We start from the raw sequence: 25516 nt of genomic DNA, 5'->3' as shown, positions 1-25516 counted from the left end.
GGCCTCCGGCGGCGCAAAGGCTGGAATTGTACAAGGGCAGGCTCGTTGGCCCTGCGCAGGCGAGCGCCTAATCTTTCAGCGCCACCCGGATCCCCAGCCCGATGAACGTCGCGCCCGCCAGCCGGTCGAGCCACACGCCGACTTTCGGGCGACGCTTCAGATACGCGCCGATCATTCCCGCGGCCACGCCAAACACCGAGAACACCACGACCGTCTGCAGCATGAACACGCCGCCCAGTTCGAACATCTGCAGCATCACGCTTTGCGCGCCATGCGGGTTCACGAACTGCGGCAGGAACACGATGAAAAACAACGTCACTTTCGGGTTCAGCAGATTGCCGACCACACTCTGCCGGAACACGGTCGTGAGCGGCTGGCTCGGCCGTTCGTGCGCGCTCGACAAACCCTTGCTCCGGATCGCCTTGATGCCAATCCAGATCAGATACGCCGCGCCGGCGAGTTTCACGGCCTGGAACGCAATCGGCGATGATTTCAGCAACGCCGCCACGCCAAGCGCTGCCAGCGTCGTATGAAACGAAATGCCCGCTGCAAAACCAAGCGCCGCGACAAGTCCGGCCGCACGTCCTTGCGAGATGCCACGCGCGAGCACCTGCAGGTTATCGGGACCGGGAGCCGCCGTTATCGCAATGGACGCGGCCAGGAACAAAAGGAAATTTGGCATGGTTCGAGACGCTCCAGTCAATGACCGTCGAATTCGCAAACGGTGAACAGAGGCAGGCCGGAATCGCGCAAAAGCTTCGAACCGCCGAGCGCCGGCAAATCGATGATCGCCGCGCCCTCCACCACCTCCGCGCCCAGGCGCTCCAGCAGGATCTTACCGGCCATCATCGTGCCGCCGGTCGCGATCAGGTCGTCCACGAGCACCACGCGGTCCCCTGGCTTGCACGCGTCCTCGTGGATTTCGACCGTCGCGCTGCCGTATTCGAGCTCGTAAGACTGCGACAGCGTCTTGTACGGCAGCTTGCCTTTCTTGCGGATCGGCACGAAACCGAGACTCAGCTCATAGGCGAGGATCGGCCCGATGATGAAACCGCGCGCATCCAGCCCGGCGACCGTATCGATATCTGCATCTATATAGCGCTGCACCAGCAAATCGATCAACGTGCGCAACGCGCGCCGGTCCTGCAGCACAGGCGTGATATCGCGGAATTGCACGCCGGGCTGCGGCCAGTCCGGGACGGTGCGGATTCGCTCGCGAATGAAAGCGGTGGCTTCAGACAAAGAGGACGCCGCAGGCGCCGCGAATGAGGACATGATCTCTCCGGAAAAACGTCAGGCTACCGCGCCCGCACGGCGATTGCGCGACAGCCGTTCTTCGGCCCGCTGCAGCGCTTCAGGCAAACCGCGCAGCACGACAATATCGCTTGCACGCAGCTTGGTGTCAGGATCGGGGGCCACGCCGCGAATGCCGTGACGCCGGATCGCCGTCACTTCCACGCCGTCCTCCACGAGCCCGAGTTCGTCGAGCGTACGGCCTACGGCGTCGGCGTTTTCATCGACGGGAACCGATTGTAGCCGCACCTGCTCGCGGCGTTCTTCGTCGTCGGAATCGTCCGCGCCGTGAAAATATCCGCGCAGCAAGCTGTAACGCTCATCGCGCATTTCTTCCACCCGCCGCACCACCCGGCGCATCGGCACGCCCATCAGCACGAGCGTGTGGGAGGCAAGCATCAGGCTGCCTTCCACGATTTCAGGGATCACTTCAGTCGCGCCCGATGCAATCAGCTTCTCGAGATCGGCGTCATCGACGGTACGTACGATGGTCGGCAAGGTCGGTTCGAGTTCGTGAATGCTGTGCAGCACGCGCAGCGCGGAAGGCGTGTTGGCGAACGTGATGGCAACCGTCGCCGCGCGATGCAAACCTGCCGCGACCAGCGCCTCGCGCCGTCCGGCATCGCCGTACACCACGCTTTCGCCGGCCGCCGCCGCTGCCGCCACGCGATCCGGATCCAGGTCGAGTGCCACGTAGGACAAGCCTTCGTGCTCCAGCATCCGCGCCAGATTCTGCCCAGCGCGGCCGTACCCGCAGATGATCACGTGACCGCTCTGCTTGATGCTCTGCGTCGCGATCCGCGTCATTTGCAACGATTGCCGCAACCATTCCGTCGATGAAAGCCGCAGCACGATCCGGTCGGCGTTCTGGATGATGAACGGCGCGGCGAGCATGGAAAGCAACATCGACGAAAGAATGGCCTGCAGCAAGACGGGCTCGACGAGATGTTTATCGAGGATCAGGTTCAACAGCACGAAACCGAATTCGCCGGCTTGCGCGAGGTTCAGGCCGGTGCGCATCGCCACACCCGGCGGTGAGCCGAAAAGCCGCGCTAGCCCGGTGATCATCACGGCCTTGAGCAGGATCGGCACAAAGAAAAACCCCGCTACAAGTAACGGATGCTCCCAGATCACACGCGGATTGAGCAGCATGCCGGTGGTCACGAAGAAAAGACCCAGCAGCACGTCGCGAAACGGCTTGATGTCCTCTTCCACCTGATGCCGGTAAGGCGTCTCGGCAATCAGCATCCCCGCGATGAAAGCGCCGAGCGCGAGCGACAAGCCGAATTTATCGGTGATGAACGCAGCGCCGAGCGTTACCAGCAGCAGGTTCAGCATGAAGAGTTCTTGCGACCGCCGGCGTGCCACGATGTTGAACCAGCGCGTCATGAACTTCTGGCCGACGAACAGCAACACGGTCAACGCGACCACGATTTTTACGGCCGCGATCGCGAGCCAGAACGCCAGTTCCTTTGAATTTCCGTTGCCAAACGCCGCAATGATGATCAGCAGCGGCACTACGGCCAGATCCTGGAACAACAGCACGCCGAAGATGTTGCGGCCGTGCTCGGATTCGAGTTCGAGCCGTTCGGCGAGCATTTTCGACACGATCGCGGTCGACGACATGGACAACGCGCCGCCAAGCGCAATGCTCGCTTCCCACGACATATCGGTGAAGAAATTCGCAATCCACCCAAACAGCAGCGCAAGCAGGATCGTCCCGCCGACCTGGCTTGCGCCAAGTCCGAACACAATCCTGCGCATCGATCTCAATTTCGATAACGAAAACTCGAGCCCGATGGAAAACATCAGGAACACGACGCCAAATTCAGCAAGATGCTGCGCGCGCTCGCTGTCCGGCGCAATGCCCGCGGCATGCGGCCCAACAATGATTCCCACCGCCAGATAGCCCAACATGGGCGGCAGGTTGAAAAAGCGGAACACGACGACGCCAACCACCGAACACAGCAGTAGCAGCAACGTCATTTCAAGCGGAGAAGTCATCCGTCTGGAATCCTCGTTGGTCGTTGGATTGCGGATCGGCTTCATCCAAGCGCCGGGTTGTCGACCAGCGCAACTGGAAGCCCGACCTGCGTGGGCGGATGAGCGCGGAAAAAGCGGCGGGCAAAAGCCCGTCAGCCACGTCCGGCGCGGCATAAAGGTGCCTTTGATATACTCCGCGCATGATAGCGAAAATCAATGGCGACCGGGCACTCGCGCTGGCTCGCACCGTGCTCGAAATTGAAGCCGACGCTGTTCGAGGCCTGTCCGCTCAACTCGATGACAACTTCACCGGCGCCGTCGAATTCCTGCTCGGATGCAAGGGCCGCGTGGTGGTTTCGGGCATCGGAAAATCCGGGCACATTGCCCGCAAATTCGCGGCTACGCTCGCGAGCACCGGCACGCCCGGTTTCTTCGTTCATCCGGCGGAAGCCAGTCACGGCGATCTTGGCATGGTAACCGCTGATGACGTGTTTATCGCGTTATCGAACTCTGGCGAAACTTCTGAACTCGTCGCCATTCTGCCGATCATCAAGCGCCTCGGCGCCAAGCTGATCGCCATCACGGGAAGCCCCGAATCCAGTCTCGCAAAACTCGCCGACGTGCATCTGAACGCACATGTCGACAAGGAAGCGTGCCCGATGAACCTCTCGCCAACCGCCAGCACGACCGCGGTTCTCGCACTGAGCGACGCGCTCGCGGTCGCCGTGCTCGACGCACGCGGCTTCGGCCCGGACGACTTCGCGCGCTCGCATCCGGGCGGCGCGCTCGGCCGGCGCCTGCTGACTTATGTACGCGACGTGATGCGCATCGGACCGGAAGTGCCTGTGGTATCGCTCGACGCCACCGTGTCCGACGCCCTGTTCCAGATCACCGCGAAGCGCATGGGCATGACGGCCGTGGTCAACACGAAGAACCACGTCGAAGGCATTTTCACCGATGGCGACCTCCGCCGCATTCTCCAGCGCGATGGCGACTTCCGCGCGCTGCCGCTGGCGGACGTGATGACGCGTCATCCGCAAACCATCGGTCCGGACCATCTCGCGGTGGAAGCGGTGGAACTGATGGAGCGTTATCGCATCAATCAGATGCTGGTCGTCGATGAAAACGCGATCCTGATCGGCGCCCTAAACATGCATGACCTCTTTTCCAAGAAGGTAATCTGATGTCGACCTTGTCTTTCACGCCGGATATTGCCGCAACCGAGGACGCGCATGAGCGCGCGGGCCGCGTGAAGCTGATGATTTTTGACATCGACGGCGTTTTCACAGACGGCAGCCTCTTCTTCACCGCCGCCGGCGACGCCATGAAATCCTTCAATTCACTCGACGGCCACGGCGTGAAGATGCTGCAATCGGCCGGCGTGCAGACCGCGATCATCACCGGCCGCAACTCCGGCATTGTCGCGGCGCGCGCGGGCGAACTCGGTATCACGCACCTCCACCAGGGCGTCGCCGATAAAACCATCGCGCTCGCCGAACTCCTGCATACCACCGGCATCGAGGCGACTGAATGCGGCTACATGGGCGACGACTGGCCCGATCTCGCCGTCATGCGCCTGTGCGGTTTCGCCGCGGCGCCCGCCAATGCGCATGCGGAAGTGCTGCAGCGCGTGCACTTCGCGGCATCGAAACGCGGTGGCGAAGGCGCCGTGCGCGAAGTCTGCGACGCCATCCTGCGCGCGCAAGATCGTTATGACGGCCTGCTTGCAGCGGCTATCGGAGCCTGAACGCCATGGCGCGTCCTACAAAACTCACTTCGCTTTTGCCGCTCGTCGCCATGGCGGCGCTTGCCGGCATCACGTACTGGCTGCTCCAAGCCACCCTGCCGCCGGCGCAAACGCCCGAGCGTCCGAAAGAACACGCGCCCGACTATTTCGCCAATAATTTCTCCGTCTCCGAACTCGATACCACCGGCACGACGCAGTACCGCCTGACAGCCATATCGATGGTGCATTACGAAGACGACGAAAACAGCGACCTGGTGAAGCCCGCCATGCGCATGTTCCAGCCGCTGCGGCCAACAGTTACGGCGACTTCGGAACGCGGAACGGTGAACGGCGATGTATCGATCGTCGATTTGTACGAAAACGCCCACCTGTTGCGCGTGGCCGGCTTTGGCGACCCGCAGATGACCGCGGATTCCGAGCACTTCCGGATCCTGGTGAACGACGATGTCATCGAAACAGAAAAGCCGGTTAAACTTCAGCGCGGTCCGTCGGTGATGACGGGCGACGGCATGAACTACAACAACGCGACCCGGGTAATGAAGCTCTTCGGGACGGTACGCGGCCAGATTGCCGCTTCAACCCTGAACAACTCGTCCAAATAAACCCGGCAGTTCTGACGAATTGCGCTTAATCCATTCAAGTGTGACTGCATGAACAAACCGTTTCTCCGACCCGAACCAGGCCGTCTGCGAGCAGCGCGCACTGCGTTCATGCGCCGCGCCGCACGCCTCGTGCAATTCGGGATGGCGGCAGCCTGCGTGGCATTGCCGCTGGCAGGTTTCGCCCCAGCCGCACATGCCGAACGCGCCGACAGCGACAAACCGCTGAACATCTCGGCCGAAAACATGACCTACGACGACCTGAAGCAGGTCAACATCTTCACGGGTAACGTGGTCGCGACCAAAGGCACGATCATCATCAAGGCTGATCGCGTGGAAGTGACGCAGGACCCGCAGGGTTATCAGTACGCCACCGGCACGTCAACGGGCAACAATCTCTCGTATTTCCGCCAGAAACGCGACGGCCTGGATGAATACATCGAAGGCAATGCCGTGCGGATCGACTACGACGGCAAGCAGGATCTCACCACGCTCACCACGCGCGCGGTCGTGCGCCGCCTGGTCGGGCTGACCAAGATTCAGGACGAAGTGCACGGCAGCGTGATCACCTACGACGGGCAAAAGGACTTCTATACGGCGAAAGCCGGCAAGGACGTCGCGGGTCCGGGCAACCCGACCGGCCGTGTCCGCGCCATGCTCGCGCCGCGCAACGGCGGTGCCGCACCGCTGACCGGCGGGCCGGCCAAACTCACCCCGTCCAACACGTTGCAAGGATCGCCGCAGCCGTGAACTCGCCCGCCATGCCTCATCGAAAGCCGGAAGGAACGAGCAGTTCGCTCACCGTGCGCAATCTGAAGAAACGCTACGGCTCGCGCACGGTCGTGAAGGACGTCTCGCTCGACGTGAAAAGCGGCGAAGTGGTCGGGCTGCTCGGGCCGAACGGCGCGGGCAAGACCACCTCGTTCTACATGATCGTGGGCCTCGTTCCGCTCGATGCCGGCGAAATCGAACTCGATGGCACGTCCATCAGCCTGTTGCCGATTCACCAGCGAGCGCGCCTCGGACTGTCCTACCTGCCGCAGGAAGCATCGGTTTTCCGCAAGCTCACCGTCGAGCAGAACATTCGCGCCGTGCTCGAACTGCAGACCGGCGAGAACGACAAGCCGCTTTCCAAGCAAGCCATAACGGATCGTGCAGAAGCCTTGCTCGACGAACTGCAGATCGCGCATTTGCGTGCGAACCCGGCGCTCTCGCTTTCAGGCGGTGAACGCCGTCGCGTGGAAATCGCCCGCGCGCTTGCGACCAATCCGGCTTTCATCCTGCTGGACGAACCGTTTGCCGGCGTCGATCCGATCGCCGTGCTCGAAATCCAGAAGATCGTGAAGTTCCTGAAGCAGCGGAACATCGGCGTGCTGATCACCGACCACAACGTGCGTGAGACGCTCGGCATTTGCGATCACGCGTACATCATCAGCGACGGCAGCGTGCTCGCGGCCGGCGCGCCGAGCGACATCATCGAAAACGAGAGCGTGCGACGCGTGTATCTCGGCGAACATTTCCGCATGTGACGGCGTGGGCTCCGCGCCCGGCGCCAGCCCGATGGGCTGGAAAGCAGGGGTCTGGAGCACCGCCAGCAATTCTTACGTGCCGCCCGCGGGCGGCACGCTTGTTTTTGGCCGATCCCCGCGAGGTTTCGCGCCCGTGGCAAACTCTCTACAATGATTAAAACCTTGCCATGAAAGCCAGCCTCCAACTACGCCTATCGCAGCATCTTGCGCTGACCCCACAACTGCAGCAGTCCATCCGGCTGCTGCAGTTGTCGACGCTCGAATTGCAGCAGGAAGTCGCGATGGCTGTCGCGCAGAACCCCTTGCTCGAAAACGAGGACGACTGGACCACCAGTCCGTTGCGCGTGGCGGCGGACGGCTCGCTGATCACCACAGGCGCTTCGGTGAGCGCGCCCGAGCCCATGATGAGCAACGGCACGTCGTCGAGCAGCAGCACGACCGAGCGCTCGGAAAACGGCGAGCCGCAGGGCGTCGACGAATACAACGGCATGAGTTCGTCGGACAACGGCCCGGATTCCAGTTCGTGGAACCTGGAGGACTACGGCCGCTCGAACAGCGGTTCGGACGACGATGACCTGCCCCCGCTGCAAATCCACGAATCCACGACCACGCTGCGCGATCACCTGATGTCGCAGTTGCGCATGACAAAGGCCAATCAGCGCGATCGTGCGCTGATCACGTTCCTGATCGAATCGCTCGACGAAGACGGTTACCTCACGTCCTCACTCGATGAAGTGAAGGCCGACCTGCCCGACGAACTCGAAGTCGATCTCGACGAGTTGAGCGCTGCGCTCGCACTGCTGCAAAGTTTCGATCCGCCGGGTGTCGGCGGGCGCTCGGCATCGGAATGTCTCAAGCTGCAGCTTCTCAGGCTCGAATCGACGCCTATCAGGACGCTGGCGCTGGATATCGTCATGCATCATCTCGAGCTGCTCGCCGCGCGCGATTTCACGCGCCTTCGCAAGCAGCTCAAAGCCTCGGATGACGCATTGCGGGACGCCCACCTGCTGATCCGTTCGCTCGAACCGTTTCCGGGTGCGGCGTTCGGCAAGAGCGAGGCGGATTACGTGGTTCCCGACATTCTGGTGCGCAAGATGTCGAGCGGATGGACTGCGGAATTGAATCCGGAAATCGTCCCTCGGCTGCGAATCAATCACCTTTACGCGAATATTCTGCGCAACAATCGCGGTGATCCGGGCAGCGGTTCGTTGCGTCAGCAACTGCAGGAAGCGCGCTGGTTAATTAAGAATATTCAACAAAGATTCGAGACAATTCTTCGCGTGGCGCAAGCAATTGTGGAGCGTCAGAAGAACTTTTTCGCGCACGGTGAAATTGCAATGCGGCCCTTGGTTTTGAGGGAGATTGCTGATACGCTGGGTTTACACGAATCCACTGTCTCACGTGTGACAACCGGCAAGTACATGCTGACCCCGTTCGGGACGCTTGAATTCAAGTACTTCTTCGGATCGCACGTTTCTACCGACACGGGTGGCGCGGCATCGTCAACGGCGATCCGGGCACTCATCAAGCAACTGATAGGAGCCGAAGACTCAAAATCTCCTCTTTCAGACAGCCGCATCGCCGAATTGCTGGCGGAACAAGGGTTCGTGGTGGCGCGCCGCACGGTGGCCAAATATCGCGAAGCCCTGAAAATTCCGGCAGTGAACCTGCGAAAGTCTCTGTAGCCCGCTGCATGTTGCGGCGGGCCTTTACCGGCCGCGTCGCGAACACGCGAACGAGCCGGCCGATGCGTTCCCGATCCGTTCAGCCATCAGCAACAATGGCCAACCACGGGCGCAGCGACCGGTTTTCAGCAGCGCACAAGCGACCAGGCGGCCATTAGCTTGGAGAGCAACTATGAATCTGCAGATCAGTGGACACCATCTCGAATTGACGCCTGCGTTGCGAGAATATGTGATCACCAAACTGGATAGAGTGCTTCGGCACTTCGATCAGGTGATCGACGGCAGTGTGGTCCTCTCGGTCGACAATCATAGGGAAAAGGACAAGCGGCAGAAGGTCGAAATCAACCTGCACCTGAAGGGCAAGGACATCTTCATCGAAAGTTGTGACGTTGATATGTACGCAGCAATCGACCTGATGGTCGACAAGCTGGATCGGCAGGTCCTGCGCCATAAGGACAAGATCCAGGGCCATGCGCATGCAACAATGAAGTACGAACCGCAAGAAAGCGAAGCGCCTGCGCCGTAAGTTGCTGGGCACTTTTTAGAGGTTTGTATCGAAAGCGTGGGCAGCGCATCAGCTTGAAGGATTTTTCTGATGCGCCGGGTTCGGACAAGCAGCACCGAACCCGCCTTCCCACAGCAGCCGCCTGACAGCAGGCGGCTTTTTTGTCTCCGGCAATTGCGGTGTTGCGTTGGTGGTACCAAACGTTGGCGCCGTATTGCGCGCCGCACCATCGCTGATGACGCTGTTCTATAATGGTCCGGGTAATACCGGGGTTGTTAATCGGAATGAAACGAGTGGGTCGAGACTGAAATTGGGTCTTCCGCGCATTCCTAACCAAAATCGCCGTGCGCGCTCAGTGCCATTTCGAGCTTCTGAAGTCGCCACCGTGAGGAGAATTCAGGCCACGCATCTGCCTGCCAACATGAATCGTTTAGCCAAATTTCTTCCCCTCGAAAATGTCGTCCTCGGACTGTCCGTCACCAGCAAGAAACGCGTATTCGAGCAAGCGGGCCTGATCTTCGAGAATCAGAACGGCATTGGCCGCAGCACCGTCACCGACAATCTCTTCGCGCGCGAGCGCCTCGGCTCGACCGGTCTGGGCGAAGGCGTTGCCATTCCCCACGGACGTATCAAGGGCCTGAAGCATCCGCTCGCCGCTTTCGTGCGCCTCGCCGAGCCGATCGCCTTCGAATCGCCAGATGGTCAGCCTGTGTCGCTGCTGATCTTTTTGCTCGTGCCCGAGCAGGCCACGCAGCAACACCTCGAAATCCTGTCGGAGATTGCACAGTTATTGTCCGATCGGGACACGCGTGAACGCCTGAACACCGAAGAAAACCGTGAGGCGCTGCACCAGCTTCTCACGCAATGGCAGGCCTGAACCCGTCAAATCTGCTCGAAACCACGCATACGGCGCGAGCAGCCCTCTCGCGCCGGCGGCCCTTCTAGCGCACAATCAGTCCTATTGAGCGGAGCACTGAAAGGGCCAACCCCGGCCCTCTCGGTCGCCCAGCGCTCGCGGCCCCTCACGGAGTTCCGGCCTCATGGATACGTCCAGCATCAATGCCCAAAGTATTTTCGACGACAACGCGGCCGCGCTCAAACTGAGTTGGCTGACGGGTCACGAAGGCTGGGAACGCGGCTTCTCGACAGAGACGGTCGCCAATGCAACATCGAGTGCCGACCTGGTCGGCCACTTGAACCTGATTCACCCCAACCGAATCCAGGTGCTCGGCGACGCCGAAATCACCTATTACCAGCGTCAGTCCGACGAAGATCGCTCGCGCAATATGGCCGAGCTGATCGCGCTCGAACCGCCTTTCCTGGTGGTTGCCGGCGAAGTCGGAGCGCCACCCGAACTGGTTCTGCGATGCACGCGCTCGTCCACGCCGCTGTTCACCACACGCATGTCGGCGGCCGCCGTGATCGACAGCCTGCGGCTCTATATGTCGCGGATACTCGCGCCGCGCGCCACGCTTCATGGCGTATTTCTCGATATCCTCGGCATGGGCGTGCTGCTGACGGGCGACTCGGGACTCGGCAAAAGCGAACTCGGGCTTGAGTTGATCAGCCGTGGTCACGGTCTTGTCGCGGACGACGCCGTAGACTTCGTGCGCCTGGGTCCGGATTTTGTCGAAGGACGGTGCCCGCCGCTGCTGCAGAACCTGCTCGAAGTCCGCGGTCTTGGCTTGCTGGACATAAAGACCATCTTTGGTGAAACCGCGGTCCGGCGGAAAATGAAGCTCAAGCTGATCGTTCAGCTCGTGCGCCGGCCGGACGGTGAATTCCAGCGCCTGCCGCTGGAAAGCCAGGCGGTCGATGTGCTCGGCTTGCCAATCAGCAAGGTAACCATTCAGGTGGCGGCCGGCCGAAATCTCGCCGTGCTCGTCGAAGCCGCAGTGCGCAACACGATCTTGCAACTGCGGGGTATCGATACCTTGCGGGATTTCATGGATCGTCAGCGTCTTGCCATGCAGGACCCGGAGAGCCAGTTCCCCGGCAAGCTGATCTGACCGGCTGATATCGAGCACCAAGCCCGCGACGTCTGGACCCGAACTTTCGCCCATTCTGACGAGTCCTCATTCATGCGCATCATCCTGATTACCGGCATTTCCGGCTCCGGCAAATCCGTCGCCCTGAACGCGCTCGAAGACGCCGGCTACTATTGCGTCGACAACTTGCCGCCGCGCTTTTTGCCCGAGCTCGCAACGTATCTCGACTCCAAAGGGCAGGCGCGCCTCGCGGTTGCCATCGACGCCCGTTCCAGCCGTTCGCTCGACGAAGTCCCGGCCATCATCAACGGTCTCACGCAATCCTTCGATGTCCGCGTGCTGTTCCTCAACGCCAGCACGCAGTCGCTGATCCAGCGTTTTTCCGAGACGCGCCGCCGTCATCCCTTGTCCGGGTCGCCCACGCACGACGCCGACGTCGGCCTGCACACGTCGCTTGGCGAAGCCATCGAACGGGAACGCGAACTGGTGTCGGGGCTTGCGGAATTCGGCCATCAGATCGACACCAGCAACCTGCGCGCGAACGTGTTGCGCGCGTGGGTGAAAAGCTTCGTGGAGCAGGAAACGGCCGGGCTGACGCTGATGTTCGAGTCGTTCGGATTCAAGCGCGGCGTGCCACTCGACGCCGATTTCGTCTTCGATGTCCGCACGCTCCCCAATCCCTATTACGACCGCGAGTTGCGGCCGCTGACGGGCCTGGACCAGCCGGTGATCGATTTCCTGTCGGCCCAGCCGATGGTTCATCAGATGATCGACGACGTCGGCACGTTCATTGCGAAATGGTTGCCGCAGTTTCGCGAAGACAACCGCAGTTACCTCACGGTCGCGATCGGCTGCACGGGCGGCCAGCACCGCTCGGTGTTCATCGCCCAGACGCTGGCCACGCGGTTTGGCGAGAGCGCCAATGTGATCGTGCGGCATCGCGACGCACCCATCGCCGTCGATGGAAACGTCGCACCCTTGCAAACCTGATCGCCTTCGGGCGGCCTTTTTTAGAAGAAGCGCGCGATGTCCACCAATCCCCTTCTCGCCGACCTGCCGCTGTTTCCTCTGCACACCGTGCTGTTTCCCGGTGGCCATCTTCCCCTGAAAATCTTCGAAGCGCGTTATCTCGACATGGCGCGCGCGTGCCTGCGCGAGGGCACGCCGTTTGGCGTCTGTTTGCTGAAAAGCGGGAACGAGATCGCGTCGCCGGGAGATCCATCCGTGCCGGAAAGCATTGGGTGCCTTGCCGAAATCACGCAATGCGACGTGGACACGTTCGGCATGCTGCTGATCCAGGCGCGCGGCACGACGCGGTTCCGTTTGCTTTCGCATCGCCTTGAACCGAGCAACCTGCTGGTCGGCGTGGCAGAGACGATTGGCGACGACGCACCGCTGGAAAATGCCGAGGCGCTGGTGAAGTTCGGTGCGTGCGCGGAGGTTCTGGAGCGGATCATCGATGCAATCAAGGCGCGTGAACCGAAGGACCTGCCCTTCACCGAACCTTTCCTGCTCGATGACCCGACGTGGGTATCGAACCGTTTGTCCGAGATCCTGCCAATACCCATGCGCGCCCGGCAAAAGCTGATGGAACTGGAAGATGCGGCGGCGCGTATCGATGTCGTGCATCACTACATGCAGCAGCACCAGTTGCTTTAAAGCAGCGAGCCCTGCAGCGCGTCGAGGAGTTTGCGCACCGGCGCTGGCACACCGTAAGCATCGATATTCGATAACGACGCCCAGACCGTGTGGTTGTCGGCGAGTTCTGCTGCGGCATCCGCGCGCCCAAGACGCGGCTCAATGTCCAGCTTGAAATGCGTGAACGTATGCGTGAACGGGCTCAGGCGCTGAAGCGTATCCGTGCCGCCAAGGCTGTGAGCGACGGCAATCAGAGCGTCTTCATCTGCGGCTTCGGGAAGGCTCCAGAGGCCGCCCCAGATGCCGCTGGGCGGCCGTTTTTCGAGCAGAACCGTGTCGCCGTCCTGCAGAACCAGCATCCATGTCTTGCGCGTCGGGACCGTCTTCTTCGGCCGCCCCGTGGGCAACTGTTTTTGCCGCCCGGTGACATTCGCTACGCAATCCGGCGCGAACGGACAGCGCGCGCAATCCGGCTTGCCGCGCACGCAAAGCGTTGCGCCCAGATCCATCAAACCCTGCGTGTAGGCCGTGACTTCGTCCTTGTGCGCAGCATCTGGCAGCAAGGATTCGGCGAGCGTCCACATCGCGTTCTCGACTTTCTTCTCGCCCGGGAATCCTTCTACGCCGAACACGCGCGCCAATACGCGCTTCACGTTGCCATCGAGAATCGTCGCACGCGCACCATACGCGAACGATGCAATCGCCGCCGCCGTCGAGCGGCCGATTCCAGGCAATTCCGCGAGTTCATCGACGCTGCGCGGGAACGCACCACCATGTTCGGTCGCGACGACATCGGCGCACCGATGCAGGTTTCGCGCGCGTGAGTAGTAGCCGAGGCCGGCCCAAAGGGCCATGACGTCATCAACAGGCGCGGCGGCGAGCGTGTCCACATCGGGGAAACGCTCGAGAAACCGTGCGTAATACGGAATCACCGTCGATACCTGCGTCTGCTGCAGCATGATTTCGGACAGCCAGATCCGGTACGCATCGCGCGTGTTCTGCCACGGCAGGTCATGACGGCCGTGAACGCGTTGCCACGCGATAAGACGGGTGGAGAAGTCGGTGAGCTGGAGCATGTCGGCTAGCGCTGGCAGCGCGGGCAAAAGTACGTGGATCGCTGGCCTTGCACGATATGTTTGATGGCCGTGCCGCAAACGTGGCACGGCAGGCCGGCGCGATCATAGACGAAATAATCGAGCTGGAAATAACCGGACTCACCATTGCTGCCGACAAAATCACGCAGCGTACTGCCGCCTTTTTCGATGGCCGCCGCGAGCGTCGTGCGCACGGCGTCGGCGAGAAGATCGTAGCGCACGAGCGAGACGCGCCCCGCGGCGACTGTCGGCCGGATTCCGGCACGAAACAGGCTCTCCGATGCATAGATATTGCCGACGCCCACAACCATCGTCCCCGCGAGCAGCGCCTGTTTGACGGACACCTTGCGCCCGCGGGTCATGCGGTACAGCAGCGCGCCGGAGAATTCGGCGGTAAATGGCTCGACGCCCAGGCCGGCAAGCAGCGGATGATCGAGAACGTCGCCGTCTTCGCGCGCATGCCAGAGCACGGCGCCAAAACGCCGAGGATCCCGGAAGCGCAAAATGAAGTCGTCGAAGATCAAATCGATATGATCATGCTTTGCAGCATCGGGCGGGCGCGGCACGTTACGCAAGACCCGCAGCGTTCCCGTCATGCCAAGATGCACGATCAGCCAACCTTCGGAGGTTTCGAACAGCAGGTACTTGCCGCGGCGCTCGACCTTGTCGATCTTCAGCGCTTTCATCGTCTTTGAAAGATGCGCGGGAATCGGCCATCGAAGCGCGGGCGTGCGGATATCGACACGCTCGACACGGCGGCCGGCAACGAACGGTTCAATACCGCGTCGGGTTACTTCGACTTCCGGCAGCTCTGGCATGTTTTACTGGTCTGCAACTTGCTGTGGGACGTGCGCGTATTGTAGCGAGCGCGATACAATCGACTGAAACATTGATCGGATTTCCATGAACTTGTCCTTCGTTAAGTTGTTTTCGAAACAGCGTGCAGCGGCCGCTGAAACGATTGCGGCACGCGGTAAGCCGGTCCCAACGAACAAGCTTGCGGCAGCGGTTGCGCTCGCCGTGGCAGTGTTCGCGCTTGGCTCCGCCCACGCTCAAAGCCCGGCGCAACTCCCTGCGCCGGACGACGACCAGGCCGCCATCAGCGCAGCCGACCTGATTACCGCGCCGCCCACGGGCAAGGAAACACAGGACTTGCCCAATATTGCGGCGTCCAGCCAGATCGTGTTCCAGGTGCTCGCGGCCGAAGTCGCATTGCAGCGCAGCCAGGCAGCGCCCGCTTACCAGACGTATCTCGCGCTCGCGCGCGATACGCACGACCCTCGTTTCGCCCAACGCGCAACCGAGATTGCGATTGCCGCACAAAGTCCCAACGACGCGCTGACGGCCGTTCAGCTCTGGCAGCAGTTCTCGCCGAACTCGGAACGCGCAGCGCAATTGAGCGCGTCGTTGCTGATCCTGTCGGGCAAGCCCGACGACGCCGAACCGATCCTTGCCGGCGAACTCGCGAAGATTCCGCAGGAACAGCGCGGCGACGCCATCATCTCGCTGCAGGTCCTGATCTCGCGCGGGCCCAATCGCGTAGGTGGGCTGAATGTGTTGAAGGATCTGGTCAAGAACGACATGGACCGGCCCGAAACGCAACTCGCGCTCGCCCGTCAGCAAATCGCCGCCGACGACCAGCCGGGTGCGAAGGCATCGCTTGAAAAAGCACTGCAGCTCAAGCCCGACTACTTGCCCGCCGCGTTGACGCTCGCACGCATGGGCCCGGCTGAGCGCAACGAAGGTATCGCTTCGTTCGAAAAGTACGTCGACAAGAATCCGAAGTCGCACGACGCGCGGCTTGCGCTCGCGCAACTTTATCTATCGGCGGATCGGCTCGATGACGCGCAAAAGCAGTTCGAAGCCATGCGCAAGAACGACGCGAAGGACCTGACGCCGCTGATGGCGCTCGCGTTGATCAACATCCAGAAGAAGCAGCCGGACAAGGCGAAGGATTACCTGAATCAGTACGCCAAGGCGGCTGAAGCCACGCCGGGTGCCGATCCGGGTCAGGCGTACATCTACCTCGCGCAGATCTCGCTCGATCAGAAAGACGATGTCGCGGCGAACCAGTATCTCGACAAGATCACGCGTTCGAGCCAGCAGTACTTGCCGGCGCAGGTCACGCGCGCACAGATTCTCGCGAACCACGGCAAGGTCGACGAAGCCCGTCAGTTGCTCGGCAGCCTGCAGACTTCGGATCCGCGCGACCTCGCTTTGCTCGCCCGCACGGATGCGTCGCTGCTGTTCCAGGCGCAGCGATATCCGGAGGCGGAGGCGGCTTTGTCGAAGGCATCGGCGGCTTTCCCCGAAGACCCCGATCTCACGTACGACTACGCAATGGCCGCCGAGAAAAACGGCCACTACGACGTAATGGAAATGCAGCTTCGCAAGCTGATGAAGACCCAGCCGGATAACCCGCAAGCGTATAACGCGCTCGGTTATTCGCTCGTCGATCGCAACGAGCGTCTGGACGAAGCGGTGAAGCTGATTGAAAAGGCGGTATCGCTGGCGCCGAACGATGCGTTCATCATGGACAGCCTGGGCTGGGCGAAGTATCGGCAGGGCAATGACGCCGAAGCGGCCAACATCCTGAAGAAAGCCTACGATTTGCAGCCGAACGCGGAAATCGGCGCGCATCTCGGCGAAGTGCAATGGAAGTCCGGGCAGCAGGACCAGGCTCGCAGCACGTGGCGTCAGGCGCAAAAGCTCGAACCCGGCAACGACACGCTCGTCAAAACGCTCAAACGATTCCAGGTGAACGACCTTTGAACTTGAATGCAATGAATGTTCTGAACGGCCAGCGCGCTCGACGCAGCGCACTGGCGTTGATGGCGGCAAGCGCCGTGGTCCTCTCCGGCTGCGCGGTCAAACCGCGGGTGCCGACAACATCGAATGCGGCAACCGCCGTCACGGCGCAAACGACCCGCGCGTATCACGGCCGGTTTGCAGTCCAGTACGACGACCAGAACGGTCAGCAACGCAACGCGTACGGCAACTTCGACTGGCAGGAAACGGGCGATACCGTCACGTTGCAACTGCGCAATCCGCTGGGGCAGACCATGGCTATCGTGACGTCGTCGCCGTCATCGGCCACGCTGGAATTGCCCAACCGTGACCCACAAACCGCTGACAATGTCTCGGAACTGATGCGCAACACAATGGGCTTCGCGTTGCCAGTGGAAGGTCTGCGCTACTGGCTGCAGCCATCGCCGGCGCCGACTTCCCGGGCACGCACGACCATGGACTCGTCGTCGCAAAATGACCACCTGAAGCAGATCAAGCAGGACGGCTGGACCATCGACTATCTGGCCTATGCCGATGCACCCGCCACTGGCGTCAAACGCCTGAACCTGTCGCGCGAAGAACCGCCGCTCGATATCAAGCTCGTCCTCGACCAGTAACGTTTTTCGCACCTTTTCGCACCTATCGGCATGTCTTCAACTGAACCGGGCTTATCGCAGGTCAAGGCGCGTCCGCTGGTCGACGCGTCCCTGCGCAACTGTCTTGCGCCTGCCAAGCTCAATCTTTTCCTGCATATCACGGGGCGGCGTTCCGACGGATATCACGCGCTACAGACGGTGTTCCAGTTGCTCGACTGGGGCGACGTGCTCCACTTTGCCCGCCGCGATGATGGCGTGATCGCACGAATTACCGACGTTCCGGGCGTTCCCGAAGCGGATGACCTTGTTGTACGCGCGGCACGTCTGCTGCAATCGACCACCGGCACCCCCCTTGGCGTAAACATAGAAATTGATAAAATACTGCCTATGGGCGCCGGTCTCGGCGGTGGCAGTTCTGATGCCGCTACCGTACTGCTTGCACTGAATCGCTTGTGGGGCTTGGGTTTGTCGAGGCAGGCGCTGCAGGATCTTGGATTGAAACTCGGCGCCGATGTACCGTTTTTCGTTTTCGGTCAAAATGCTTTTGCTGAAGGTGTGGGCGAAGCGCTGCAGGCGGTCGATTTACCGAAACGTTTCTTCTTGGTGGTGAGTCCTGCGGTGCATGTTCCAACTGCCGCGATTTTTTCAGAGAAAGCGTTGACAAGGGACTCAAAAGTCCTCACAATAACGGACTTCCTTGCACAACATAGTTCTGAAGCAGATTGGCCAGACAGTTTCGGTCGAAATGACATGCAGTCAGTTGTGACAGAGAAGTACGCGGAAGTAGCTCAGGTGCTGGAGTGGTTTTCGAATCTTTCACCTGCGCGAATGACCGGATCTGGAGCGAGCGTGTTTGCCGCTTTTCGTAGTAGAGCCGAAGCTGAGATGGCGCAAGCCAAACTCCCGGCAAGCTGGAAAAGCAGAGTGACCGAAAGCCTGGATTCGCATCCTCTCTTCGCTTTCGCGTCGTAAAGTTTCGTTTTGCCGGGTTTGGCCTACACTGCCCGGTAAGACTCAAAGTTAGTGTAGGGGAGTCGCCAAGTTGGTTAAGGCACTGGATTTTGATTCCAGCATGCGAAGGTTCGAATCCTTCTTCCCCTGCCATTAATTTCCCGCGTTTTTCCTCTCGCCCCAGCCAAGAACAGGTGCACGATGAGCAGTGACGGCCTGATGGTATTCACTGGCAACGCGAATCCCGCGCTTGCACAGGAAGTCGTCAAAATCCTTGGTATCCCTCTCGGCAAGGCAATGGTCAGCCGTTTTTCTGACGGCGAAATCATGGTCGAGATCCAGGAAAACGTGCGCGGCAAAGACGTGTTCGTGCTGCAGTCCACCTGCGCACCGACCAATGACACGCTGATGGAACTCATGATCATGGTCGATGCGCTCAAGCGCGCATCCGCTGGCCGGATCACCGCAGCCATCCCGTACTTTGGTTATGCCCGCCAGGACCGTCGTCCCCGTTCAGCTCGCGTCGCCATTTCGGCGAAAGTCGTGGCGAACATGCTTGAAATTGCCGGTGTGGATCGTGTCATCACCATGGACCTCCACGCCGACCAGATTCAAGGTTTCTTCGACATCCCGGTCGACAACATCTACGCAACGCCCGTACTGCTCGGCGATCTGCGCAAGCAAAATCACGAAAACCTGCTGGTCGTCTCCCCTGACGTAGGCGGTGTGATTCGCGCCCGGGCACTGGCCAAGCAGCTCAACACCGATCTCGCGATCATCGACAAGCGTCGCCCGAAGGCGAACGTCGCTGAAGTGATGAACATCATTGGTGAAGTGGAAGGCCGCACGTGCGTGATCATGGACGACATGGTCGACACCGCCGGCACGCTTTGCAAGGCAGCACAGGTTTTGAAGGAACGCGGCGCCGTAAAAGTATTCGCTTATGCCACGCACCCGGTTTTGTCGGGCGGCGCGGGTGAACGGATCGCGGCATCGGAACTGGACGAACTGGTTGTGACGGACACCATTCCCCTCTCCGACGAAGCACGCGCATGCACCAAAGTGCGTGTATTGTCGAGCGCGGGTTTGCTGGCCGAGACATTCTCGCGGATCCGGCGCGGCGACTCGGTCATGTCGCTGTTCGCCGAGGGTTGAACGAGGTTGAAAGTATTTGCGGTGAAGCGGAGATCAAACTTCTCAATACCGCGTAATCGGTTCAGGCGAACGAAGGCCTGAATCGCTGCTCTGGGGCTGAACGCTTTCGCGGACAGCCCCGTTTTCACTGCCTGGTCGCGGGCAGATTATGGAGTTGAATCATGAAAGTAGTCGCTTTTGAGCGCAATCTGCACGGTACGGGTGCGAGCCGCCGCCTGCGTAACTCGGGCAAGACGCCGGGTATCGTATATGGCGCAAATGCTGAAGCTCTGGCTGTTGAGCTCGATCACAACGCCCTTTGGCACGCGCTGAAGAAAGAAGTTTTCCATTCGTCGATTCTCGAACTGGAAGTTGCCGGCAAGACGCAACAAGTTCTGCTGCGCGACGTGCAATACCATCCGTTCAAGCAAATGGTTCTGCACGTTGACTTCCAACGTGTCGATGCATCGAAGAAGCTGCACACCAAGGTTCCGGTTCACTTCCTGAACCAGGAAACCAACCCGGCTGTGAAGACCGGTGGCGCCGTGATCTCGCACGTGATCAACGAAATCGAAATCGAATGTCTGCCGGCTGACCTGCCGGAATTCGTCGAACTCGACTTGGCCAAGATCGAAGCGGGTCAGGCGTTGCACGTGAAGGACATCGCTTTGCCGAAGGGCGTGGCGCTGATCGCTCACCTCGAAGCAGAAAACCCGGTTATCGCTTCGGCGACCATTCCGGCTGCCGTTGTATCCGAGGAAGCCGCGTCTGGCGATGCCGCTGCCGAAGGCGACAAGCCGGCTGCATAAGTCTGCTGAAGCCTGTACGCTTGAGTCCACTCTCACGAGTGGACAAAGTGACCCGCCGTTGCTCTGCGCCGGCGGGTTTTTTTTAGCCTTTTTCTGGTGCGGTCGAGGTTTGAAGCGCTGATTCGCGCGCAGCCACGCCGCCACGATTGAACATGATCAAACTGATCGTCGGGCTCGGCAATCCGGGCGCCGAATATACCGCGACGCGCCATAACGCAGGCTTCTGGTTCGTCGATCAACTGGCGCGCGACTCGGGGGCATCCCTGCGCGATGAACGCCGGTTCCACGGCCATTACGGGCGGGGCCGGCTCAATGGCCATGAGATCCATCTGCTCGAGCCGCAGACGTTCATGAATCGATCGGGGCAATCGGTCGTAGCCGTCGCCCAGTTCTTCAAGATCCTGCCGGACGAGATACTCGTCGCGCACGATGAACTCGATTTGCCGCCCGGCACAGTCAAGCTGAAGCTCGGTGGCGGCAGCGGCGGCCATAACGGCCTGAAGGACATCTCCGCGCATTTGTCGTCGCAGCAATACTGGCGCTTGAGGATTGGCATCGGGCATCCACGGGATCTGATTCCCGAAGCATCACGCGCCGGGGCCAAGCCCGATGTCGCCAACTTCGTGCTGAAACCGCCGCGCCGCGAAGAGCAGGACGTGATCGATGCATCGATCGAACGCGCGCTTGCCGTCATGCCTGTCGCGATCAACGACGAAATGGAACGCGCGGTGATGAACCTGCACCGCGCCGGTTGAACTGAATGCCTTGATAAGGAGCGAAACGTGAGCCGTTTCTGGAGCGACATTGTCAATACGCTGACGCCGTATGTGCCGGGAGAACAACCCGCGCTCGCGCGTCCCGTGAAGCTCAACACGAACGAAAATCCGTATCCGCCGTCGCCGCGGGTTATCGATGCCATCACGCGCGAGCTTGGGAACAACGGCGATTCGCTGCGCAAGTACCCCGATCCGACGGCACGCGCGCTGCGCGAAACCATTGCGCAGCATCACGGATTGCGCGCGGAGCAAGTGTTCGTCGGCAACGGCTCTGACGAAGTCCTCGCGCACACCTTCCAGGCGCTGCTCAAGCACAACACGCCAATCCGTTTCCCGGATATCACGTACAGCTTTTATCCGGTGTACGCGCAGTTGTATGGCGTCGCGTTCGACGCGGTGGCGCTGAACGCGGATTTTGGTATTGATGTCGATGATTATCGTGCGCCCAATGGCGGCGTCCTGCTGCCGAATCCGAATGCGCCCACGGGCCGCGCGTTGCCGCTCGACGAGATCAGTATCCTGCTCGCGGCGAACCCGGATTCTGTTGTCGTGATCGACGAAGCGTATGTGGACTTCGGCGCGGAATCGGCGGCCATTCTGGTCGATGAATATCCGAATCTGCTGGTGGTCCAGACGTTGTCGAAGGCGCGTTCGCTGGCCGGAATGCGCGTCGGATATGCGCTGGGACACGAGGCGTTGATCGAGGCGCTCACGCGCGTGAAGGACAGCTTCAACTCGTATCCGCTCGACCGGTTGGCGCAGGTTGCGGCAATCGCGTCGTTCGAGGACGACGATTATTTCCGCGCTACCTGCGCGAAGGTGATCGCGAGCCGCGAGCGGTTATCGGCTGAATTGAAGGCGCTGGGATTCGACGTGGTGCCGTCGGCGGCGAACTTCGTATTCGCGCGCCATCCGGCACACGACGCCGTAGCGCTCGCCGCGAGCCTGAAGGAAAAGGAGATCTTTGTGCGGCATTTCAGGCCGCCACGGATCGATCAACACTTGCGGATTACCGTCGGGACGGACGCCGAATGTGATGCGCTCGTGGCCGCGTTGCGCGCGGTGCTTTAACTGCGTTGGGCGTTGGGCGTTACTCCAACTTCAAACGCCCTTCGCCTTCATCAACGCGTGATATTTCGCCATCAACTGGATGGGGTTTTCGTCATGCGCCGGGTCGCGTGGAATGCATTCCACGGGGCACACTTGCACGCACTGCGGTTCGTCGTAGTGTCCGACGCATTCCGTGCATTTTTTCGGGTCGATCACGTAGATGTCGACACCCATCGATATGGCGTCGTTCGGGCACTCGGGCTCGCACACGTCGCAGTTGATGCACTCGTCGGTAATGAACAGGGCCATGCTTTACTCTCTTCGTCCGGCGTTTCAGCCGGCATTTCGATGCCCTCAGGGCGTCGATGAATCAGGCGCGATCGGACCCACTTTGTCCTGCAGGCGCTTTTCCACCGATGGAAACACGAACTTGCTGACATCGCCGCCCAGTTGCGCGATCTCGCGCACGATCGTGCCCGAGATGAATTGGTACTGGTCCGAGGGCGTCATGAACATGGTTTCGACGTCGGGCAACAGGTAACGGTTCATGCCGGCCATCTGGAATTCATATTCGAAGTCGGAGACGGCACGCAACCCTCGCACGATCACGCGCGCATTGTTCTTGCGTACGAAATCCTTCAAAAGTCCCTTGAAGCTCATCACCTTGACATTTGGATAGTGCCCCAATACTTCGTGGGCAATGTCCAGCCGTTCCTGCAGGCTGAAAAACGGCTTCTTGTTGCGGCTGTCGGCGACGCCAACCACCAGCGTATCGAAAATACTCGAAGCGCGTCGCACAAGGTCTTCGTGACCGCGCGTGAGCGGATCGAACGTTCCCGGATAAACGGCAGTAACCATGGGGCATCTCCTCTTCTGATACTTTTTCTGGCGCTTTTTTGCAGAATTCCTGACGATACTTCGCCAGATGAAAATTGGGACGATGCCGGTATCTACAAGAAGCCGTCTCTAATCATGCCCCGATGCAGGCCCTTCGCATGTTCCTTCCGCCGAAACCGGCGCATCGCCGGCCAGCTTTCGGAACGCGCATTATTCCTCATTTTCGCGCTGCAGCAAATGATAGCGGACCGCGCCGGCCTTGCCTTCGCGGGTAATTGCCCATCCGGCGAGGACCGGGACTTCCGCGGGGTCGAGCGGTTCGCCCGATTCCACGTACAACAATCCATTCGCCGATACCAGCGGCGCCGCGAGTTCAAGCGCCCGCTGGAGCATGGCGGTATCGCCGAAAGGGGGATCGAGGAACACGACATCGAAGGAGTTCGACGGCAGGTTTGCGGCGAGCCGCAGCGCATCGGCTTCGACGATCTCGATGTTTTTCGCGGCGAGACGCGCCTGGTTCGCCTTCAATTGCGCAACCGCGCGGCCGCTGCGCTCCACCATCAGGACCCGTGCGGCGCCGCGCGACGCAGCTTCGAAACCGAGCGCGCCGCTGCCGGCGAAGAGATCGAGGCAACGGCGGCCATCGAGTGACTGGCCAAGCCAGTTGAAAAGCGTCTCACGCACGCGGTCGGGCGTCGGGCGCAAACCATCCAGGCTCAGCACCGGCAGCGGCGTGCGCTTCCAGTCACCGCCGATGATACGAATGGAATGCGGCTTGCCGCCCCGTGACGGCAGCGCTTCACGCACTTTCGGCTCCCGCTGGCTCGGCGCGGTGTCGCGGTTTTTATCGCGGGTGCGTTCGGGATTTCGTGTGAGCGTTCGGGTGATGTCAGAGCGGGACATGGACGTGCGTGAGTTGGCAGTTGGTTTAGCCGGGCGCGGGGCAGAGAAAAAGTGACTGCAAGCATTGCCGGCGTGCGATTGATCGCGTCACCGATGCGGGCACGTTACCACAGCCCTGCTGTCCCCGATGTCGAGGCATGCCGCCATGCAGACACTACAATCGGTGCCGGCTGATAAAATACGTTTCTTTTGTGTTTTTACGCCTTTCGCCCGGCTCTTCCCGCTGTTTTTGGCGGTTTTTCGCGGCACGGCGGCCCATGTCATCCTGGCTTTTTTGCGGGCGTTCGACTCCTGAACACGCTTGCGACAATACAGATGAAACGCCTCCTTCACCACTGCAGACCATGTTCAGCTTTTTCAAACGATTAGTAGGCAAAACGAGCGACACGCCTGAGGAAGATCAGGTCGAGGACGCAGGCGGCCTGGATTCCGAAGACGAAGCGGAAATCCCAGCCGAAGAAGGGCTCCGGCATGCGACCACGCCCGTCACGCCGGCACAGCCGGTGGATACTACTGACCTTCCGCTCCAGCACGCCACCACACCGGTAACCCCGGCTCAACCGCTCGACAACTCACCTGCAGCGCAAGCGAAGCCCTACTGGCAAGGACGCACGGCATCTCAATGGACCGCGGCGCAGGAAACGGCTGTCATCGTGCCGCCGCCTGAGCCGGAAGAGGTCGCAAAACGCTCCTGGATCACGCGGCTGAAAACGGGTTTGTCGAAGACGAGTTCGGGGCTGACGGGGATTTTCGTCGGCGCGAAGATCGACGACGATCTTTACGAAGAGCTGGAAACCGCGTTGCTGATGTCGGACGCCGGCATGGACGCCACCGAATATCTGCTCGAAGAACTGCGCGAAAAAGTGCGCAGCGAGCGCCTCACCGACGCAATGCAAGTGAAGGCCGCGCTGCGTTCACTCCTCGCAGATCTGCTGCGACCGCTTGAAAAATCGCTGATGCTCGGCCGCGCGCAACCGCTCGTGATGATGATCGCCGGTGTGAACGGCGCGGGAAAAACGACGAGCATCGGCAAGCTGGCCAAGCATTTGCAAAGCTTCGACCAGTCGGTGTTGCTGGCCGCCGGCGACACGTTCCGCGCCGCGGCGCGCGAGCAATTGCGCGTGTGGGGTGCGCGGAACAACGTGACGGTTTTATCGCAGGAAAGCGGCGATGCAGCCGCCGTGATCTTCGACGCGGTTGGCGCCGCAAAGGCGCGGAAGATCGACGTGATGATGGCTGACACCGCCGGCCGTCTGCCGACCCAGCTTCACCTGATGGAAGAACTGCGCAAGGTGAAGCGGGTGATCGCAAAGGCGCAGCCGGATGCGCCGCACGAAGTCTTGCTGGTTATCGACGCAAACACGGGCCAGAACGCGCTCGCCCAGGTAAAAGCCTTTGACGATGCCCTCGGACTGACCGGGTTGATTGTGACGAAACTAGATGGCACCGCCAAGGGCGGCATTCTCGCCGCGATCGCACGCCAACGTCCGATTCCGGTTTATTTCATCGGCGTGGGCGAGAAGGTGGAAGACCTGCAGCCGTTCAGCGCCGACGAATTCGCGGATGCGTTGCTGGGCAGTTGACCCGATGCTGCGGGCGTTTCCATGATGCC

The 25516-nt window shown here is 60.7% G+C and carries 28 protein-coding genes and 1 tRNA gene; 21 read left to right on the top strand and 8 right to left on the bottom strand.

Annotated elements, in window-relative coordinates:
- Nucleotides 1–67: 67 nt before the first annotated feature.
- Genes AX768_RS00820 through AX768_RS00810 form a run of 3 tightly spaced genes read right to left on the bottom strand, consistent with a single transcriptional unit; the run spans nucleotide 68 to nucleotide 3297 of the window.
- Nucleotides 68–682, bottom strand: coding sequence for a LysE family translocator (locus AX768_RS00820; protein ID WP_061998375.1), 615 nt, complete (start codon nucleotides 680–682; stop codon nucleotides 68–70).
- A gap of 17 nt (nucleotides 683–699) precedes the next feature.
- Nucleotides 700–1275, bottom strand: a complete 576-nt coding sequence (locus tag AX768_RS00815; RefSeq protein WP_061998374.1) for an adenine phosphoribosyltransferase — start codon at nucleotides 1273–1275, stop codon at nucleotides 700–702.
- Between the two features lie 18 nt (nucleotides 1276–1293).
- A complete protein-coding gene (locus AX768_RS00810) occupies nucleotides 1294–3297 on the bottom strand; it encodes a monovalent cation:proton antiporter family protein (protein WP_062000667.1) in 2004 nt (667 codons plus the stop codon).
- A gap of 179 nt (nucleotides 3298–3476) precedes the next feature.
- On the opposite strand from AX768_RS00810, the gene kdsD reads away from it, so the two are divergent.
- From kdsD to AX768_RS00755, 11 genes are all read left to right on the top strand, one after another.
- Nucleotides 3477–4460 (top strand): arabinose 5-phosphate isomerase KdsD, encoded by a 984-nt coding sequence (gene kdsD / locus AX768_RS00805; RefSeq protein WP_061998373.1) that lies wholly within the window; start codon nucleotides 3477–3479, stop codon nucleotides 4458–4460.
- Nucleotides 4460–5023, top strand: coding sequence for a KdsC family phosphatase (locus AX768_RS00800; protein ID WP_155524149.1), 564 nt, complete (start codon nucleotides 4460–4462; stop codon nucleotides 5021–5023). Before kdsD ends, AX768_RS00800 begins: the two co-directional genes overlap by 1 nt.
- A 5-nt stretch (nucleotides 5024–5028) precedes the next feature.
- Nucleotides 5029–5625 carry an LPS export ABC transporter periplasmic protein LptC gene (gene lptC, locus AX768_RS00795; RefSeq protein ID WP_061998372.1) on the top strand — a complete coding sequence of 199 codons (597 nt, stop codon included), beginning with the start codon at nucleotides 5029–5031 and terminating at the stop codon, nucleotides 5623–5625.
- Between the two features lie 48 nt (nucleotides 5626–5673).
- Nucleotides 5674–6372 carry a lipopolysaccharide transport periplasmic protein LptA gene (gene lptA, locus AX768_RS00790; protein ID WP_061998371.1) on the top strand — a complete coding sequence of 233 codons (699 nt, stop codon included), beginning with the start codon at nucleotides 5674–5676 and terminating at the stop codon, nucleotides 6370–6372.
- Between the two features lie 11 nt (nucleotides 6373–6383).
- Entirely contained in the window at nucleotides 6384–7151 is a 768-nt protein-coding gene (gene lptB / locus AX768_RS00785; protein WP_172811958.1) for an LPS export ABC transporter ATP-binding protein, read from the top strand.
- A 167-nt stretch (nucleotides 7152–7318) separates the two neighbouring features.
- Nucleotides 7319–8836: an RNA polymerase factor sigma-54 gene (locus AX768_RS00780; protein WP_061998369.1), complete on the top strand. Its 1518-nt coding sequence runs from the start codon at nucleotides 7319–7321 to the stop codon at nucleotides 8834–8836.
- Nucleotides 8837–9008: 172 nt separating this feature from the next.
- Nucleotides 9009–9362, top strand: coding sequence for a ribosome hibernation-promoting factor, HPF/YfiA family (gene hpf, locus AX768_RS00775; protein ID WP_056357928.1), 354 nt, complete (start codon nucleotides 9009–9011; stop codon nucleotides 9360–9362).
- 400 nt (nucleotides 9363–9762) lie between these two features.
- Complete coding sequence (ptsN, locus tag AX768_RS00770) at nucleotides 9763–10218, top strand: PTS IIA-like nitrogen regulatory protein PtsN (RefSeq protein WP_061998368.1); 456 nt, start codon at nucleotides 9763–9765, stop codon at nucleotides 10216–10218.
- Between the two features lie 163 nt (nucleotides 10219–10381).
- Nucleotides 10382–11350: an HPr(Ser) kinase/phosphatase gene (hprK, locus tag AX768_RS00765; RefSeq protein WP_031357600.1), complete on the top strand. Its 969-nt coding sequence runs from the start codon at nucleotides 10382–10384 to the stop codon at nucleotides 11348–11350.
- Between the two features lie 72 nt (nucleotides 11351–11422).
- Nucleotides 11423–12319, top strand: a complete 897-nt coding sequence (gene rapZ, locus AX768_RS00760; protein ID WP_061998367.1) for an RNase adapter RapZ — start codon at nucleotides 11423–11425, stop codon at nucleotides 12317–12319.
- Between the two features lie 36 nt (nucleotides 12320–12355).
- A complete protein-coding gene (locus tag AX768_RS00755; protein ID WP_061998366.1) occupies nucleotides 12356–12988 on the top strand; it encodes an LON peptidase substrate-binding domain-containing protein in 633 nt (210 codons plus the stop codon).
- Here the strand turns inward: AX768_RS00755 and mutY are convergent.
- Nucleotides 12985–14043: an A/G-specific adenine glycosylase gene (gene mutY / locus AX768_RS00750; protein ID WP_061998365.1), complete on the bottom strand. Its 1059-nt coding sequence runs from the start codon at nucleotides 14041–14043 to the stop codon at nucleotides 12985–12987. The two genes, AX768_RS00755 and mutY, sit on opposite strands and share 4 nt — an antisense overlap.
- Nucleotides 14044–14048: 5 nt before the next feature.
- On the bottom strand, nucleotides 14049–14879 hold the full coding sequence (gene mutM, locus AX768_RS00745) for a bifunctional DNA-formamidopyrimidine glycosylase/DNA-(apurinic or apyrimidinic site) lyase (protein ID WP_061998364.1): 831 nt from the start codon (nucleotides 14877–14879) through the stop codon (nucleotides 14049–14051).
- 85 nt (nucleotides 14880–14964) lie between these two features.
- Here mutM and AX768_RS00740 point away from each other — a divergent pair, with 85 nt between their 5' ends.
- The 8 genes from AX768_RS00740 (at nucleotide 14965) to hisC (ending at nucleotide 22185) form a co-directional block, all read left to right on the top strand.
- Complete coding sequence (locus tag AX768_RS00740) at nucleotides 14965–16833, top strand: tetratricopeptide repeat protein (protein ID WP_061998363.1); 1869 nt, start codon at nucleotides 14965–14967, stop codon at nucleotides 16831–16833.
- An 11-nt stretch (nucleotides 16834–16844) separates the two neighbouring features.
- A complete protein-coding gene (gene lolB, locus AX768_RS00735; protein WP_061998362.1) occupies nucleotides 16845–17465 on the top strand; it encodes a lipoprotein insertase outer membrane protein LolB in 621 nt (206 codons plus the stop codon).
- A 30-nt stretch (nucleotides 17466–17495) separates the two neighbouring features.
- On the top strand, nucleotides 17496–18416 hold the full coding sequence (ispE, locus tag AX768_RS00730) for a 4-(cytidine 5'-diphospho)-2-C-methyl-D-erythritol kinase (RefSeq protein ID WP_082778710.1): 921 nt from the start codon (nucleotides 17496–17498) through the stop codon (nucleotides 18414–18416).
- Between the two features lie 55 nt (nucleotides 18417–18471).
- Nucleotides 18472–18548: transfer RNA gene (locus AX768_RS00725), tRNA-Gln, on the top strand.
- Between the two features lie 48 nt (nucleotides 18549–18596).
- On the top strand, nucleotides 18597–19550 hold the full coding sequence (locus AX768_RS00720) for a ribose-phosphate pyrophosphokinase (protein ID WP_061998361.1): 954 nt from the start codon (nucleotides 18597–18599) through the stop codon (nucleotides 19548–19550).
- A 161-nt stretch (nucleotides 19551–19711) separates the two neighbouring features.
- The gene (locus AX768_RS00715) at nucleotides 19712–20338 is read left to right on the top strand and encodes a 50S ribosomal protein L25/general stress protein Ctc (protein ID WP_061998360.1); all 627 of its coding nucleotides are present in this window, start codon (nucleotides 19712–19714) and stop codon (nucleotides 20336–20338) included.
- 152 nt (nucleotides 20339–20490) lie between these two features.
- Nucleotides 20491–21093: an aminoacyl-tRNA hydrolase gene (gene pth / locus AX768_RS00710; RefSeq protein WP_061998359.1), complete on the top strand. Its 603-nt coding sequence runs from the start codon at nucleotides 20491–20493 to the stop codon at nucleotides 21091–21093.
- Nucleotides 21094–21120: 27 nt separating this feature from the next.
- Nucleotides 21121–22185 (top strand): histidinol-phosphate transaminase, encoded by a 1065-nt coding sequence (hisC, locus tag AX768_RS00705; RefSeq protein ID WP_061998358.1) that lies wholly within the window; start codon nucleotides 21121–21123, stop codon nucleotides 22183–22185.
- 30 nt (nucleotides 22186–22215) lie between these two features.
- On the opposite strand, the gene AX768_RS00700 is transcribed toward hisC, so the two are convergent.
- The 3 genes from AX768_RS00700 to rsmD all read right to left on the bottom strand — a co-directional run bounded on the left by AX768_RS00700 (nucleotide 22216) and on the right by rsmD (nucleotide 23904).
- The gene (locus tag AX768_RS00700) at nucleotides 22216–22473 is read right to left on the bottom strand and encodes a YfhL family 4Fe-4S dicluster ferredoxin (RefSeq protein ID WP_061998357.1); all 258 of its coding nucleotides are present in this window, start codon (nucleotides 22471–22473) and stop codon (nucleotides 22216–22218) included.
- A gap of 45 nt (nucleotides 22474–22518) precedes the next feature.
- Nucleotides 22519–23022: a pantetheine-phosphate adenylyltransferase gene (gene coaD, locus AX768_RS00695; RefSeq protein ID WP_061998356.1), complete on the bottom strand. Its 504-nt coding sequence runs from the start codon at nucleotides 23020–23022 to the stop codon at nucleotides 22519–22521.
- Between the two features lie 189 nt (nucleotides 23023–23211).
- Complete coding sequence (rsmD, locus tag AX768_RS00690) at nucleotides 23212–23904, bottom strand: 16S rRNA (guanine(966)-N(2))-methyltransferase RsmD (protein ID WP_082778709.1); 693 nt, start codon at nucleotides 23902–23904, stop codon at nucleotides 23212–23214.
- Nucleotides 23905–24049: 145 nt separating this feature from the next.
- Between rsmD and AX768_RS32495 the strand changes: the two genes are divergently transcribed.
- Entirely contained in the window at nucleotides 24050–24199 is a 150-nt protein-coding gene (locus AX768_RS32495) for a hypothetical protein (protein WP_155524148.1), read from the top strand.
- Between the two features lie 49 nt (nucleotides 24200–24248).
- Nucleotides 24249–25487 carry a signal recognition particle-docking protein FtsY gene (gene ftsY, locus AX768_RS00685; RefSeq protein WP_061998355.1) on the top strand — a complete coding sequence of 413 codons (1239 nt, stop codon included), beginning with the start codon at nucleotides 24249–24251 and terminating at the stop codon, nucleotides 25485–25487.
- Nucleotides 25488–25516 lie beyond the last annotated feature (29 nt).

The sequence above is a fragment of the Burkholderia sp. PAMC 28687 genome (assembly GCF_001577465.1).
GTDB lineage: Bacteria > Pseudomonadota > Gammaproteobacteria > Burkholderiales > Burkholderiaceae > Caballeronia.
This window is presented reverse-complemented; position numbering and strand designations above follow the sequence as displayed.